General features: G+C 39.2%; 14 protein-coding genes and 1 riboswitch. Of the genes, 13 read left to right on the top strand and 1 reads right to left on the bottom strand.

What is annotated here, in order from left to right:
* Positions 1 to 191: 191 nt before the first annotated feature.
* On the bottom strand, positions 192 to 2,264 hold the full coding sequence (locus SJW71_RS21605; protein WP_431811527.1) for a transglycosylase domain-containing protein: 2,073 nt from the start codon (positions 2,262 to 2,264) through the stop codon (positions 192 to 194).
* 317 nt (positions 2,265 to 2,581) lie between these two features.
* Here SJW71_RS21605 and speB point away from each other — a divergent pair, with 317 nt between their 5' ends.
* The 13 genes from speB (at position 2,582) to SJW71_RS21540 (ending at position 15,074) form a co-directional block, all read left to right on the top strand.
* The gene (speB, locus tag SJW71_RS21600; RefSeq protein WP_274795509.1) at positions 2,582 to 3,454 is read left to right on the top strand and encodes an agmatinase; all 873 of its coding nucleotides are present in this window, start codon (positions 2,582 to 2,584) and stop codon (positions 3,452 to 3,454) included.
* Between the two features lie 205 nt (positions 3,455 to 3,659).
* On the top strand, positions 3,660 to 3,938 hold the full coding sequence (locus tag SJW71_RS21595) for a hypothetical protein (protein ID WP_274795510.1): 279 nt from the start codon (positions 3,660 to 3,662) through the stop codon (positions 3,936 to 3,938).
* 23 nt (positions 3,939 to 3,961) lie between these two features.
* The gene (gene yidC / locus SJW71_RS21590) at positions 3,962 to 4,594 is read left to right on the top strand and encodes a membrane protein insertase YidC (RefSeq protein ID WP_274795511.1); all 633 of its coding nucleotides are present in this window, start codon (positions 3,962 to 3,964) and stop codon (positions 4,592 to 4,594) included.
* A gap of 154 nt (positions 4,595 to 4,748) precedes the next feature.
* Positions 4,749 to 5,180, top strand: coding sequence for a DUF1934 domain-containing protein (locus tag SJW71_RS21585; protein ID WP_274795512.1), 432 nt, complete (start codon positions 4,749 to 4,751; stop codon positions 5,178 to 5,180).
* Entirely contained in the window at positions 5,180 to 6,847 is a 1,668-nt protein-coding gene (argS, locus tag SJW71_RS21580) for an arginine--tRNA ligase (protein ID WP_431812226.1), read from the top strand. Before SJW71_RS21585 ends, argS begins: the two co-directional genes overlap by 1 nt.
* Positions 6,848 to 6,891: 44 nt before the next feature.
* Positions 6,892 to 7,020, top strand: coding sequence for a hypothetical protein (locus SJW71_RS21575; protein ID WP_322604803.1), 129 nt, complete (start codon positions 6,892 to 6,894; stop codon positions 7,018 to 7,020).
* A gap of 117 nt (positions 7,021 to 7,137) precedes the next feature.
* Positions 7,138 to 7,527 (top strand): MerR family transcriptional regulator, encoded by a 390-nt coding sequence (locus SJW71_RS21570; RefSeq protein WP_274795514.1) that lies wholly within the window; start codon positions 7,138 to 7,140, stop codon positions 7,525 to 7,527.
* The gene (locus tag SJW71_RS21565; RefSeq protein ID WP_313471362.1) at positions 7,520 to 9,022 is read left to right on the top strand and encodes a class I adenylate-forming enzyme family protein; all 1,503 of its coding nucleotides are present in this window, start codon (positions 7,520 to 7,522) and stop codon (positions 9,020 to 9,022) included. The genes SJW71_RS21570 and SJW71_RS21565 overlap by 8 nt, the downstream gene beginning before the upstream one ends.
* Position 9,023: 1 nt before the next feature.
* The gene (locus SJW71_RS21560) at positions 9,024 to 10,691 is read left to right on the top strand and encodes an acyl-CoA dehydrogenase family protein (protein ID WP_407132742.1); all 1,668 of its coding nucleotides are present in this window, start codon (positions 9,024 to 9,026) and stop codon (positions 10,689 to 10,691) included.
* A gap of 57 nt (positions 10,692 to 10,748) precedes the next feature.
* Positions 10,749 to 10,932: riboswitch (cobalamin riboswitch) on the top strand.
* A gap of 142 nt (positions 10,933 to 11,074) precedes the next feature.
* Positions 11,075 to 12,043, top strand: a complete 969-nt coding sequence (locus tag SJW71_RS21555) for an ABC transporter substrate-binding protein (protein ID WP_431811526.1) — start codon at positions 11,075 to 11,077, stop codon at positions 12,041 to 12,043.
* Positions 12,040 to 13,041: a FecCD family ABC transporter permease gene (locus SJW71_RS21550; protein ID WP_274795518.1), complete on the top strand. Its 1,002-nt coding sequence runs from the start codon at positions 12,040 to 12,042 to the stop codon at positions 13,039 to 13,041. Before SJW71_RS21555 ends, SJW71_RS21550 begins: the two co-directional genes overlap by 4 nt.
* A complete protein-coding gene (locus SJW71_RS21545) occupies positions 13,038 to 14,498 on the top strand; it encodes an adenosylcobinamide amidohydrolase (protein ID WP_341385542.1) in 1,461 nt (486 codons plus the stop codon). The genes SJW71_RS21550 and SJW71_RS21545 overlap by 4 nt, the downstream gene beginning before the upstream one ends.
* Before the next feature lie 12 nt (positions 14,499 to 14,510).
* Positions 14,511 to 15,074 carry a cob(I)yrinic acid a,c-diamide adenosyltransferase gene (locus SJW71_RS21540; protein ID WP_004231536.1) on the top strand — a complete coding sequence of 188 codons (564 nt, stop codon included), beginning with the start codon at positions 14,511 to 14,513 and terminating at the stop codon, positions 15,072 to 15,074.
* Positions 15,075 to 15,143: the final 69 nt, after the last annotated feature.

Here is a 15,143-nt window from a genome sequence, read left to right as displayed (position 1 = left end):
ATTTGAACAACCCAAACCCAAGCCAAATGCCCCATGATGCTCATACTTCGCGAACCATAAAAAGAAAAGCTTTCTGTTCCCACGGACATGTTTCCGGGGAAGAGAAAGCTTTTCTTATTTTTTTGTCTATTCGTTACTTTGTCGAGAGCCTTCATAACATAGAACGTGTAATGCTCAAAAAGGTTTCCGAATTATTGCTTATTTTTTTCATCGCCTTTAAAAAGTGAGAAAGGAAGCATATTCCAAAACTCTCCCCAAGTATTACTGTCCAGAATATCAAAGTTTGTACATTTTTCAGTTGGTACATCTTTAGATTCAACATAGACAAGACGCTGTTTAGGACAAGCATCAGTCGCTAATTTCCCTGTTTCGATATCAATGACAACGCCTTCTACACCTTTAGGTTTTTTGAAATCTTCATTTTTCGTTCCTTTGTTGACAGTTTCCATAAAGTCGATCCAAATCTGTTTTGTGGCAGCCGTGTCTTCCTTTGTTGTAAGGTTTTTACCCTGGTCGTAGCCATTCCATACACCAGCAGTTAGGCTTGGTGTGAAACCAATTAGCCATTGGTCACTATTAGTAGAGCCTGATTTGGCAGCATAAGTGTGTGTCATTCGTGAACGGATACTAATTCCTGTAGCAGGTGAATAATCACTGAACACAGGGTCGAAAATACCTGTCATCATTTCAGTTAAAATGAATGCATTTTCTTTTGAAATAGCCTTCTCAGCCTTGCTTGTAACATCTTTGTTTTCATAAATAACATCGCCATTTGCATTTTTTATGGACACAATTGTTGTTGGAATGGTTTGCTGTCCCTGCGACGCTAAAATATTATAAGCATTTGTCATTTCATATAGCGTCGTTTCAATTGTACCAAGTGCGATTGATAAATTATCTTTCGCACCAATCCCTACGCTAAAACGGTTTGCCATATCATGAAATTCCTTGAAGCCGATGTCCTCTAATGTTTTAACCGCGTATATATTATCTGAAATAGCAATTGCTTGCGCCATTGTCATATCATGATCTGCAAACTGACCATTGACGTTTTTAGGTGCATACGTTCCACGACCATTATCATAAGTAAAGGTCGTTTCACCGACATCTAAAAAAGTAAGTGGTGTGTAGCCATTTTCTAGTGCGGCCGCATACAATATCGGCTTTATAGTAGAACCTGGTTGACGTTTAGCTTGCGTTACACGGTTAAATGAGCTCACTGAATAATCACGGCCTCCAACTAATGCAGTAACAGCACCTGTTTTCGATTCCATACTAACGAATGCTGTTTGGAGATCATTCGCAGGCATATTTTTTGCAACTGCTTCTTCAGCTGCTTTTTGATGCTCCAGGTTAAGCGTCGTTTGAATCGTCCAGCCACCTTCACTAATATCGAGATTTTTCGTTTTTAAAATTTCACTGGCCTCTTGCCAAGCAACATCAAGGAAATAAGGAGCGACAGATTTTGTTGCAACCCAACTATCATTTTTTAAGACAAGCTGTTCATTTTCAGCACGTGTTTTTTCCTCTTGTGAAATAGCCCCTTGATCAGCCATAAGCTTTAAAATAACATGTTGGCGATTTGTAGCCTTTTCTAAATTGGCAATCGGCGAATAGATACTTGGTCCCTTTGGAACACCCGTTAACATGGCTGCTTCTGCAAGGGTTAAATCGCTGGCAGATTTCCCGAAGTAAAACCGACTCGCAGCTTCCACACCATACATGCCGTGACCATAGTAGACAGTATTTAAATAACCCTCTAGTATTTCGTCCTTATCATAAAAAACTTCTAATCTATAAGCATAAAGGGCTTCATTTAACTTACGTGTCCAAGATTTTTCATGGGAAAGATAAAGGTTACGTGCATATTGCTGCGTAATTGTACTAGCTCCTTGGACCTTTCCACCAGCTTTAATATCCACTAAAATGGCACCAGCAATACGTGAATAATCAAAACCGCCATGTTTATAAAAATCTTTATCCTCAACAGCAACTACTGCTTCTTTTAAATAAGGTGACATCTCATCGAGACCAACCCAATAACGTCGTTGATTTGTAAAGTGGTCCCCAATTTGGTTCTCATTTTCATCTAAGAAGATGGAGGCTTTCGGTACGGTTAAAGGCGGTGCACCAGCCACTTGAACATAGATGCGGAGAGCGACAAATGCTACGACAATTGCAGATGCAAAGGCGACAAAAAGAGTAAGGGTTTTACGGGTGCGCTTTAAACGCTTTTGCTTTCGATGATAGCTTTTTCGTTTCATCCGACTTCACCTCGTTTTCTCACAACTTCGAATTTAGCTTTAGTATGTGTTCGAACAATCATCTTTAATCGAAATTCTAACTAAAAACTATTGCACTTTATTCAAAAACATCTATACTTTTTTTGTACTACTTGAAACGCAAGCATTCGACATAAACGTCACACCTTGTAGATTTTAATCGAAATTTGCTAGACGTTCCAATAATGTATACGAGGATGAAAGGATACAGGTTTCATTACAATCCTGTAAGCCATAATAGAGGAAATTGAAGAATAGCGATGAACAAAAACATATTTTAATGATTCGGAGGGCTAGCAATGAGATTTGATGAAGCTTATTCAGGAAATGTTTTTATAAAAAGTCACCCTACTTATGAGGATGCACAAGCAGTTATTTATGGGATGCCAATGGATTGGACAGTAAGTTATCGTCCAGGATCACGCTTCGGTCCACAACGTATTCGTGAGGTATCAATTGGTCTTGAAGAGTACAGCCCATATTTAGATCGTGAGCTTGAAGAAGTTAAGTACTTCGATGCAGGTGATATTCCACTACCTTTCGGGAATGCACAGCGTTCATTAGATGAAATTGAAAAGTTCATTGAAAAATTATTAGCGGATGGCAAAGTTCCAGTTGGTATGGGAGGGGAACATTTAGTGTCTTGGCCTGTCATGAAGGCTGTTTCTGCTAAATACGATGACCTTGCGATTATTCACTTTGATGCACATACGGATTTACGTGTGGAATATGAAGGAGAGCCACTTTCTCACTCAACACCAATCCGTAAAATTGCAGAACATATCGGACCAAAGAATGTCTATTCATTTGGCATTCGTTCAGGCATGAAAGAAGAATTTGAATGGGCGAAGGAAAACGGCATGCACATTTCAAAATTTGAAGTGCTTGAACCATTAAAAGAAGTGCTACCAACATTAGCTGGACGCAATGTTTATGTAACAATCGATATTGATGTTTTAGATCCAGCCCATGCACCAGGTACTGGGACGGTTGATTGTGGTGGTATTACATCCAAAGAATTACTAGCCTCTATCCATGCTATTGCAGCAAGTGGTGTAAATGTTGTAGGCTTTGACCTTGTAGAAGTAGCACCAATCTACGACTCATCAGAAATGACAGCAAACACAGCCTCTAAATTATTACGTGAAATGATTTTAGGCTGGGTAAAATAAGTAAAATAGCGATTTGTTGGGGTTAGCTAAGGCTAGCCCCATTTTTATATTTAAGACAATAAAATTGAAACTTATTTCAATTACTTTCGTATAAGAAAAATAGAGTAAAAAGAAATAATCTAAGGACATGATTTCAATGGATAGTATCCGTACCTGAAATCATGTTTATTCCTAGCTAACGTAATAAAAATAGGGAAGGAGGAGTATGATGATTTGGTCACTTCTCATCAATGATTTATTCATCTTTGTCAGTACAATGGAATACTTTTGGCTATTAGCTTCTTTACTTTTAACTGTACTAAGTGTTCATTTGCATTTGTATTTAGTTAATAAAATAACCATTCAAGAAGTGAAGGACGAAGAGTTTGAAGTTGACTATAATATCACGAATACTTGGACTCCACCTATGTTAACGTGGTTTGTTCTTTGTATTAGAACGTCAGAAGATAATGAGGAAGAAAGTGTCTCTCCTAGTTTCATTTAAAGTTTAAACTAGGAGGAATAGCATTGTTAACATTTTTAGCACAACCTATCATTTACCTCATACATTTCATCCATTCTTTCACAGGAAGCTATGCGATTAGTGTTATTGGTATTACGATAGCGGTAAGATTAATGCTTATGCCGTTATTTATTCGATCGGCTCAACACCAAAAGCGTTCAAAAGAATTAATGACGTCAATTAAGCCTGAATTAGATGCGCTAACTGCTAAGTTTAAGAATAGTAATAACGAATCTGAAAAAATAAAGGTTCAACATCAAATTCAGGAGTTAACAGCAGGTTCTTTAAAAAGTTCGTTATTAGGTTGTTTGCCAATCATTATTCAATTACCTATATTATTTTCACTGTATTATGCGATTAAACTAGATTCAGTTATCGCAAGTGAAAATTTCCTTTGGATGAATTTAGGTACGATAGATATTGGCATTTCGATGATTGCTTGTTTGATCTATTTAATTCAAAGCTGCATTTCTTTAGAAAAAAGCCAGCCATTAAATATGAAGGTTATGGTGTTCGTTAATCCAATCATGATCCTTATTTTTAGTTTGTTCAACCCTGCGATTATTCCAATATACTGGACTGTTAGTGCTTTATTATTAATGATTCAACAATTGATTATAAAAAAAAGGTATAGATAGAATGATAAAGTCCTCTCTTAATAAAGGGAGGATTTTTAATTTTTCCATATAAACACAGCAGATGTGTTCTAGTTGACTTCTACCTTGAAAAAACATCCGTATTCATCCTATAATAAAAAGGTTATAGTAAAAGACTAAAAAGGGAGCGTCCGTTATGGCGAACGATGTAAGATCGCAAGTGAACATTAAGCTCATTTCTACAATTCATCCAAGCGATGGAGAGTCCGAAAGTTATGAAATGTGGCTTAAAGGGCAGCTACTTGAAAAAGCAGGAAGCTTGTATTTGAAATATGAAGAGGTGCAGGAGGATAAAACCATCCGCACAACGATGAAATTAGGTCAAGAGAAGGCACTCATTATGCGTGCTGGAGCGGTCAATATGCGGTTACCACTTAACATAATTGAACAACAAATGGGACATTATGAGAGTGAGTTCGGTTCCATGCCACTCGTTATAGATACGAAGAAAATGACATTTACGAAGCAGGCAGTAGGCGGAGATTTCCATGTACAGTACGATTTACTAATGGGTGGGCAATCCGTTGGCAACTATACATTAGATATTACATTTACGGAGGTACAATGATGAACGCAGTAGAACAAGTACAACAGGCTATAAAAGCAGCACTAGCTCAAGCTGTTGAAAAAGCTGGCTTAGTGGAGGCTGGCACAGAATTAACGATTCACCTGGAAACACCAAAGGATAAAGCAAATGGTGACTATGCAACTAACATTGCGATGCAATTAACGAAGCTTGCTAAAAAGCCACCACGTGCCATTGCAGAAGCTATTTTAGAAAACCTTGATACAGCTGGAACAGATATCGAAAAAATCGACATTGCTGGTCCTGGTTTCATGAATATTACCGTGCGTAAAGATTTCCTAACAGGGGTAGTTACACAGGTCCTTGAGCAAGGCGCTGACTATGGTCGTTCAAATGCTGGCGCAGGTGAAAAAATTCAAGTGGAGTTCGTTTCTGCGAACCCTACAGGGGATCTTCATTTAGGACATGCGCGTGGAGCATCTGTCGGAGATTCATTGTGTAATGTATTAGATATGGCTGGTTACAATGTCTCACGTGAGTACTATATTAATGATGCAGGAAATCAAATTAATAACCTTGCTTATTCATTAGAAGCACGCTATAAGCAAGCGTTAGGACTAGATGCTGAAATGCCAGAGGACGGCTACCATGGCCAAGATATTATTGATATCGCTGGCAAGCTTGTGAAAGAGCATGGGGATGCTATTCTTGCAAAATCAGATGAAGAGCGTTTTGCATTCTTCCGCCAGCACGGTTTGGCGTTGGAATTAGATAAATTAAAAACAGACTTAGCAAACTTCCGCGTGAACTTTGATGTTTGGTATTCAGAAACATCTCTATATGAAAACGGTAAAATTGAAGTAGCTTTAGATAAATTAAAAGCAAATGGCCATGTGTTTGAAGAGGATGGTGCCACTTGGTTCCGCTCTACAACATTTGGGGATGATAAAGACCGTGTGTTAATTAAAAATGATGGGTCTTTCACATATTTAACGCCAGATATTGCTTACCATGAGGATAAAATTGTTCGTGGCTTCGATAAGTTAATCAATATTTGGGGAGCTGACCACCACGGGTATATTCCACGTATGAAAGCAGCGATTCAAGCACTTGGCTATGATCGCGATACATTAGAAGTTGAAGTGATTCAAATGGTTCAGCTTTATAAAAACGGAGAAAAATTCAAGATGTCTAAACGTACAGGGAACGCAGTAACGATGCGTGAGCTTGTTGAAGAGGTAGGCCTTGACGCAGTTCGTTACTTCTTCGTGAAAACAGCTGGCGATTCTCATATGGACTTTGATCTTGATCTTGCTGTATCACAATCTAATGAAAACCCAGTGTACTATGCACAATATGCACATGCACGTATTTCGTCTATTTTACGTTCAGCAAATGAGCAAGGTTTTGCTGCCACAACAGACCATTTGAATCTGTTAACAGCAGAAAAAGAAATTGATTTACTGAAAAAAATCGGCGATTTCCCGAGAGTGGTTGCTGAAGCAGCGAAACACCGTACACCTCACCGTATCGCAAACTATATTCAAGAAACAGCAGCTGCATTCCATAGTTTCTATAATGCAGAAAAAGTATTAGATGCTTCAAACAAAGAATTAACAGAGGCTCGTTTAGCATTAATTACAGCTGTACGCACAACAATTGCCAACGCACTGCGTTTAATCGGCGTATCTGCACCAGAAAAAATGTAATCCTTTTTAAGCTCCTAACATGAAATGTGTTAGGGGCTTTTTTGATGGATAAAAAGCGAAAAGTGAGCGATAGATTTCTAAAAGTGACGGATAGAGCAATGAAAATGATGGATAAAGCTCCAAAAGTGGTGGATAGAGCACTGAAAATGCCTGATAAACCTACAAATGAATGAAGAGAACACTAGATTATCTGCTTCACTCTTAATTTTTCTGGAAATTTCGAAAATTTTGTTGAACTTTACGTTAACGTCAATGGTATACTGTTGCCAATTAGGAGAGGGGGGATGGCTTTGATAACAATTCAGGAGGTAGCAAAGCAGTTTAATGTGTCAACACGTACTATTCGTTATTATGAGGAACTTGGCCTTCTTTGTCCCCATCGTTCATCTACCAATCAACGAACCTTTTCAAGGAAAGAATTGGCGAAGCTCAAGCTTATATTCAGAGGAAAGCGTTACGGCTTTTCGTTAGAAGAAATTAAGGAAATGGTTTTACTGTTTGATTTTGATCGTTCGGGTATTCAGCAATTGGAGCGAACAGTTGAATACGGAGAACAAAAAATTCAAGAGATAGATCACAAAATAGCCGAGCTTACACAAATGAAGCAGGAGTTACAACAAATGCATAGCATGTTTAATGAAAAATTAGCGACTTTAAAGGGAGAGATGCACGATGAATAGTTCCAATTTGTTAGCACGTAATGCCCGTAAGTATCCAAAAAAAGAAGCCGTTATTTGTCATGGCAGAAGAGTGAATTACCTTGATTTAGATGAGCAAGTGACGCGATTTAGTCATGCCTTGCTGGAGCAAGGAGTAAAGCAGGGTGATAAGATTTTAATCTTTATGCCGAACACTTTAGAGTTTGTTGTGAGTTATTTTGCCATTCAGCGTATCGGAGCTATTGTTGTTCCAGTTAATGCGAAATTTACATTGCAGGAGGTCGAATATGTGGCGCAGCATGCCGAAGCGAAAGCCATTGTCGTTCATGAGGCCATTTTTACTGCAGTCGAGCATCTAGCTATTGTCCCAATAAAAATTAAAACAGGCTCAGAAAAAGCAGGCTGGCTTCATTATGAAACGATGATACAAGATGCTAGTACACAACTGATAGATTGTCAGCTTCATGAAGATGACGCTTCGACTATTTTGTATACTTCAGGTACAACAGGTAAACCAAAGGGTGTGTTATTTAGCTATCGTAATATATTAACAGTGGCACAAATGATAGCGGTTGAAATGGAAGTTAAGCCTGAGAGTCGGATTTTGCTCATGATGCCATTAACACACTCGGCACCATTGCATTTATTTTTAATGGCAGGCGTATTAGTAGGTTCGACAAATGTGTTAACACCAACTTTTACTCCTGATCTATTTATTGATTCAATTGAACAGGAAAAAACAACGCATTTCTTTGGTGCACCTGTTGCTTATCTATTAACAGCGCAGATGCCAAGATTGAAATCAGCTGATTTGTCTTCAATGAAGTGGTGGGTCTATGGTGGTGCACCCTTATCCCAACAAGAGGTTCGTTTCATTCAACAAGCATTTCGAACAAGTAATTTAACTTGTGTGTATGGCTTAACGGAGGCGGGACCAAGTGGCTCATTATTGTTTGGGAAGGAACATGAAACAAAGGCAGGTAGTATTGGTCAGCGGGCCCCACTTGGTACAGAATTAAAAATTGTCAATGATAATGGAGAAGATGTAAGTGTTGGTGAAGTAGGGGAAATTGTATTACTAGGTGAGGGGAATATGCTTGGCTACTACAAGGATGAGGTAGCGACTAATGCGGCCTTTATAAATGGTTGGTTGAAAACAGGGGACTTAGCTCGAATGGATGAGGACGGCTTTATTTGGATTGTTGATCGGAAAAAAGATGTGATTATTTCGGGTGGTGTCAATATTTATCCGAAAGAAATAGAAGATTGCCTATTAGGTTATGAGGGCATATTTGAAGTGGCAGTTATTGGTGTGCCACATCCACAATGGGGAGAAACGGTGAAGGCGGTTTATTCTGCTAATCAAGAAATTGATGAAAATGCTTTAAAAGAATATTTAGAGGACCATCTTGCGAAGTATAAAATTCCACGCATTTTTGAAAAAGTGAAAGCGCTACCACGAAATGCTTCAGGCAAAATTTTAAAACAATCCTTGAAGGGACAAGAGGTGAGATAGTATGAAAGTTTTACAACAGGAGAAAACGCGGCCGACGAATTTTTTTACAGATGATGAGACGCTCCAAAAAGTGATAGAAATGATGTTAGATCAAGAGTTTTTATCCTACGCAAAGCAAGAGCTAGCGGATTTCGGGGAGCTATGTGCAGGTGATATTGATGCAAGAGCGAAACATACAGATCGACAGGGGGAGCCTCGCCTTCAAAGGTATGATGCTTATGGTGAAGAGATATCAGAGGTTTGGGTCAATGATGGCTACAAAAAAACAATTGAGGAGACATATAATACAGGCATTGTTGGCTACGTGCACAAGGATATTCCGCAGCTAGGGCGCAAAGGAAATTATGTCTATAGCTTTGCGCAAGGCTATTTGCTGTCCCATGCAGAGCCAGGTTTTTATTGTCCTGTGACATTAACAATGGCTACTGCCTATCTATTAGATCATTATGCTGATGACGAAGTTAAACAGCGTTTCTTACCACATGTTTGTGCAACAGGTGATACAGAGTTATATGAAGGAGCAACATTTTTAACTGAACGTCAAGGGGGCTCAGATGTAGGGGCGAATGTTGTGGAAGCGAGAAGGGAAGGCAATGAATTCCGCCTCTATGGTGAAAAATACTTCGCTTCCAATGCCGGTATGTGTGGGGTAGCAATGGTGTTGGCACGTCTAGAAGGTGCACAAGCAGGCTCTAAAGGATTAACCTTATTTGCTGTTCCTTGGCGTAAAGAAGACGGAACGGCAAATCATCTACGTATTCGACGACTAAAAGATAAGTTGGGTGTTCGGGCAGTTCCATCTGGTGAGGTTGAATTTGATGGTGCACTTGCTTATGTTGTAGGTGAACAAAGTAAGGGGATTTATTATATGCTGGAGGCACTGAATCTCTCAAGAATTTGCAATGCCGTAGCATCGATTGGGATTATGCGTCGAGGTTTCTTAGAGGCGAAGCATTATGTGACAAATCGATATGCATTTGGCAAGCCTTTAACACAATACCCAATGATTCAAGATACATTAGGGAAATTTGCAGCTAAGCTACATGTAGAAGTAGCGACCGTTTTTGATCTTATTCAATTATACGATAAAGTAACGAATGGGCATGGAACACAACAAGATGTTATTATGAATCGTTTATATATTGCCATTATGAAAAAGGAAACGGCAGAGCAAGCGGTTCATTATGCTAGTGAAGCAATTGAATTACATGGTGGCAATGGTTATATTGAGGACTTTGTGACACCGCGCTTACTGAGAGATGCTCAAGTGTTGACGGTATGGGAGGGCACGGCTAATATTCTGGCGTTAGAGCTTATTCGGTTAGTGGATAAGTATCAGGTACATGAGCTATTTGTCAGTGAGATGGAAGAACGGTTAGAAAAATTAAAAGATAGCGCTTTGGTGCAAATTGTGAGAGAGCAATTGGTGAAACTAGCTGGGATCTTACAAATTTTTAGTGCTTTAGATGATGCCACGAAAACATTTGAAGCAAAAGATGTTGCAAAGAAAATGGCGCTGTTATATGAAAGTGTCGTAGCAGTTGAATGGGCGCAAAAATTTGGTGGAAAGTATGAAAAGCTTGCGGACGTTTATTTAGAACAGGCATGGTCATTGCGACAAATTGGAGATCAGATGAAAACCGTACAATATTTTTCTGATATTGTATAGAAGCTAGAAGTCGTCTTGAATGGGGGCGACTTTTTTTCGTTTTCATGTATAATAAAATCAACTGAATAGTATAAAGGTTCTTTACTTAAGTAAAGTGAAAAGGGAAAACGGTGTAATTCCGATGCGGTCCCGCCACTGTAAATGTGAGTTTTTTCAAAAGATGCCACTGATGATATTCGGGAAGGCTTGAAAAGACGTAATAAGCATAAGCCAGGAGACCTGCCTTTATAGTATAGACATAACAGCCTACGAGGATAGGGTGGTGGATTTTGTATCAGTTCTTTGGTGCAATGTTAACCCTTCATCATTCGTAGATGAGGGGTCTTATTTGTGTAGGAGAATTTCTGCCCAAATAAAGCACAGATCAACGAAGGAGGATTCACATGAAGAAATTTTGGAAGATAGGATTATCAGCATTTTTAACACTAGGGTTGCTAGCTGCCTGTGGCCAAGAGGAGAAAAACGACAAGTCGTCTAATGAACCGCAAACACAGCAAGAGACATCACAGGTGGACGAAGCAACTTTCCCAATGACCATAACAGATGCCATTGGCAAGGTTATAACACTAGAAGCTCCTCCAGAGAAAATTGTTTCACTTATTCCAAGTAATACTGAAATATTATTTAGCCTTGGTTTAAAAGATGAAATAGTAGGGGTTACAGACAACGATGATTATCCACCAGAGGTAGCTGAAAAGGAAAAGGTTGGTGGTATGGAATACAATATTGAAAAAATTATTGCCCTCAACCCAGATATCGTTTTTTCACATGAATCTAGCATGTCTCTTTCAGAAGCAGCGATTGAACAGCTTGAGTCAGCGGGTGTAAAAGTATTTGTCGTCAATAATGCACAAGATTTTAATGAGACATACACGACGATTGAGCAGCTTGGTCGAGCTACAGGGAAATTGCTAGAGGCTGAAGAAGTTATTGCCAACATGAAGGCAAAGGTAGAAGAAGTGCTGGCCAAAGTAAAAGATGTTGAACCAAAGAAAGTGCTAGTAGAAGCATCTGATGAGCCAGATATCTATACAGCTGGGAATGGTACGTTTATGAACGCGATGCTTGAAATGATCCATGCAGAAAATGTAGCGGCAGATGCTGATGATTGGTATAAAATTGATGCAGAACAAATTATCGCTAAAAATCCAGATGTCATCGTGGTGACATATCACTATGTACCAGATATTTTAACTAAAATACCACAGCGTGCTGGCTTCGATACAATTAATGCTGTGAAAAATAAAGCAATTGTACAAGTAGATGAAAACACAACAAGTCGTCAAGGTCCTCGTTTAGGAGAAGGTCTTGAAGAATTAGCAAAAGCGATCTATCCAGAGGTATTTAAGTGAAAAAAATAGCAGTAGCCTATTTAGTAACAGGCACGCTTCTTCTTATTAGCATCTGGTGTGGCGTAGCAATAGGCTCAGTGCATATTCCATTTGAAGTATTGTGGAATCAGGCGGTTGATGAAACAGCCGCCAATATCTTTTGGAAAATCCGCTTGCCACGTGTATTGTTAGCGGGACTAGTAGGGGCTTCTCTAGCTATTGCAGGAGCTGCCTTTCAAGGTTTGCTAAAAAATCCATTAGCAGATCCATATACACTAGGTGTTTCATCTGGTGCTTCGGTTGGTGCTGTAATGACGATCTTTTTTAGCCTATCTATTCCTATTGTAGGTTTATATGCATTACCCATTTTTAGTATGATTGGCGCTATTATCACGATGGTAGTTGTGATGAGTTTTGCTAGAATGGTAGACCGTTCATTAAAAATGGAGACATTGATATTAACAGGTGTTATTTTTAGTTCATTTTTAGGTTCACTCATTTCTTTAATGATTGCTTTATCTGGTGAAGAGCTACGCCAAGTCGTTGGTTGGTTACTTGGATCTGTATCAATGCGTGGATGGCCATATGTCCAAATGATTATCCCGTTTGTTTTGATTGGCTCACTTATGCTATGGACACAAAGAAGAGAGCTAAATGTTTTATTATATGGTGAAGAGAGAGCGAAACATCTTGGGGTTAATGTAAAGCGGAGTAAGCATTTGATTTTAGCAGGTGGGTCCATGTTAACGGGAGCGGCTGTAGCGGTTTCTGGGACAATTGGTTTTGTAGGCTTAGTTGTGCCGCATATGACAAGAATGATTTGGGGTTCTGATCATCGCCATTTATTGCCATTATCATTTTTAAATGGCGCCACATTACTGATTATTTGCGATTTAGTAGCACGAACAATTATCTTGCCCAGAGAGCTACCAATTGGTGTGATTACAGCATTTATCGGAGCACCTGTTTTCTCCTATATATTTTATAAGCAACGAAGAAGCAAGGGGGTACGGGCATGATTGTGGTCGAACATCTATCAGGTGGCTATGAAGACGTAGCAATCGTCAAGGATATAAGCTTCACTGTTGAGAAGGGGAAAATTCTAGGTATTCTAGGACCGAATGGTAGTGGGAAATCCACATTATTAAAGGTAATGAGTGGTATACTACCAGCTATTGATGGAACAATTACTATAGATGGGAAAAATATCCTTTCCTATAATGCTCGTGCTTTGGCGAAAAAGATGGCTGTACTACCTCAGCTTCATGCAAATGCTTTTTCAAACAGTGTGAGAGAGGCCGTTTCACTTGGGCGCTACCCGCATCAAACAGGTTTTTTCTCGAGTTGGTCTGAACAGGACGAACAGGCTGTACAACATGCTATGCTACAAACAGGCGTGAAGCGTTATGAGCATACTGCCATGGAATTTTTATCTGGCGGTGAACAGCAAAGAGTTTTTGTTGCACAAGCATTAGCTCAAACAGCTGAAATTTTACTGCTGGATGAACCAACGAATCATCTTGATATTGCACACCAACGTCAAATTTTAGATTTGGTTCGGCAGGAAGCTGTGGAGTGTGGTTTAACGGTAGTGATGGTCCTACACGATATGAATTTAGCCTCTCTTTATTGTGATGAATTATTGCTTATGGAAGGCGGACAAATGAGAGCACTTGGTGCACCACATGAAGTATTAGTTGCTTCCCAAATCGAAGAAGTTTATCAAGCTCGAGTGACTACCTATGCCCATCCTGAATTACCAAAACCACAAATTACAATGATGCCCTCAGCTACCGATTTTCAGGAGCGGGCTGTCATCAAAAAGGAACATTTCACCATAACAGAACATTATATTCAACTCAAGACAGAGATTCCTTTAAAAACAGTATCCTCTGCTGTTCATAATCCTGGTATCGGCTGGCATAACTGCTTATTAAATCGCTCTGTACCTAGTGATTATGTCATTAGTGATGTGAAGAGAGAAGTCAACGAGTTTTTGCGTAAGGGTAAATTTTCGCCTACAAATACGGTTGTTATGTTAACAGCAGTACCAACATCTCTAGTAGCAATGAATGAATTTTCTGCTCCTTTTGGCAGTATGATAGTAGCTGTAACAGCTGGTGTAGGGAATGCGGTTGATGTGTCACGTGTACATGAAAGACAGGATGATCCATATATTGGTACTATTAATACATGGGTCATTATCAATGGCTGTTTATCGGAGGAAGCATTTTTTCAGGCAATGATGACCGCTACTGAGGCAAAAACGAAAGCTTTACATTCAGAAAATATACGTGACGAGCGTAGTGGTACCATTGCTACAGGAACTGCTACAGACAGTCTTTTAATTGCAGCGACGCAAAAAGGAGAAGAAATGCTGTATGGTGGTCCAATTACAGAGGTTGGTAAAATGATTGCTAAAGGTGTTTATGAGACAACGGTTCAGGCAATCAGAAATTATAAAAATTCATTTTAGGAGATGAGAGAAATGAAGCTTTACACGAAAACAGGTGATACAGGGAAAACAAGTCTTATTGGAGGTCGCGTTGATAAAGATAGTTTGCGTGTTGAAACATATGGGGCGATTGATGAATTAAACTCCTTTATTGGTAAGGCTGTTAGTGAATTAGATCAAGCGCTTTTCAAGGATATTTTGACAGACCTAGAAACAATTCAGCATGAACTATTCGATGCAGGTGGGGATTTAGCCAATGTGATGAAAGAGCGCCACTATAAATTAACAGAACAACCAATTGAGGTGCTTGAAGCACGTATTGATGCATTATCCGATGAAGCACCACCGTTACAACGCTTTATATTACCAGGAGGTGCACCAGCAGCTGCTACTTTACACATTGCTCGTACAGTTGCACGTCGAGCAGAGCGTGAAATGGTAACGCTTATGAAGGAAGTTGAGGATGTGCCAAAGGTTGTTCAAAAATATTTAAATCGATTATCAGATTACTTATTTGCTGCTGCACGTGTTGTGAATGCTCGATTAAATGTAGCAGATGTAGAATATATTCGTAGCGGCAATGTCTTTAAAAAATAAAATGTAATTTAATGTTGTATCAGTGAATCTCTAGTTGTAATTGATTAGGAAAGTAAAAAATGCTACTTT

The sequence above is a fragment of the Lysinibacillus sp. FW12 genome (assembly GCF_050817245.1).
In the GTDB taxonomy this organism is placed as follows: domain Bacteria; phylum Bacillota; class Bacilli; order Bacillales_A; family Planococcaceae; genus Lysinibacillus; species Lysinibacillus irui.
This window is presented reverse-complemented; position numbering and strand designations above follow the sequence as displayed.

Excerpts from the sequence above, each read along its gene's own strand:
- SJW71_RS21605 (WP_431811527.1), bottom strand. The coding sequence starts at position 2,264 with ATGAAACGAAAAAGCTATCATCGAAAGCAAAAGCGTTTAAAGCGCACC.
- speB (WP_274795509.1), top strand. The coding sequence starts at position 2,582 with ATGAGATTTGATGAAGCTTATTCAGGAAATGTTTTTATAAAAAGTCAC.
- SJW71_RS21595 (WP_274795510.1), top strand. The coding sequence starts at position 3,660 with ATGATGATTTGGTCACTTCTCATCAATGATTTATTCATCTTTGTCAGT.
- SJW71_RS21585 (WP_274795512.1), top strand. The coding sequence starts at position 4,749 with ATGGCGAACGATGTAAGATCGCAAGTGAACATTAAGCTCATTTCTACA.
- argS (WP_431812226.1), top strand. The coding sequence starts at position 5,180 with ATGAACGCAGTAGAACAAGTACAACAGGCTATAAAAGCAGCACTAGCT.
- SJW71_RS21575 (WP_322604803.1), top strand. The coding sequence starts at position 6,892 with ATGGATAAAAAGCGAAAAGTGAGCGATAGATTTCTAAAAGTGACGGAT.
- SJW71_RS21565 (WP_313471362.1), top strand. The coding sequence starts at position 7,520 with ATGAATAGTTCCAATTTGTTAGCACGTAATGCCCGTAAGTATCCAAAA.
- SJW71_RS21560 (WP_407132742.1), top strand. The coding sequence starts at position 9,024 with ATGAAAGTTTTACAACAGGAGAAAACGCGGCCGACGAATTTTTTTACA.
- SJW71_RS21555 (WP_431811526.1), top strand. The coding sequence starts at position 11,075 with ATGAAGAAATTTTGGAAGATAGGATTATCAGCATTTTTAACACTAGGG.
- SJW71_RS21545 (WP_341385542.1), top strand. The coding sequence starts at position 13,038 with ATGATTGTGGTCGAACATCTATCAGGTGGCTATGAAGACGTAGCAATC.
- SJW71_RS21540 (WP_004231536.1), top strand. The coding sequence starts at position 14,511 with ATGAAGCTTTACACGAAAACAGGTGATACAGGGAAAACAAGTCTTATT.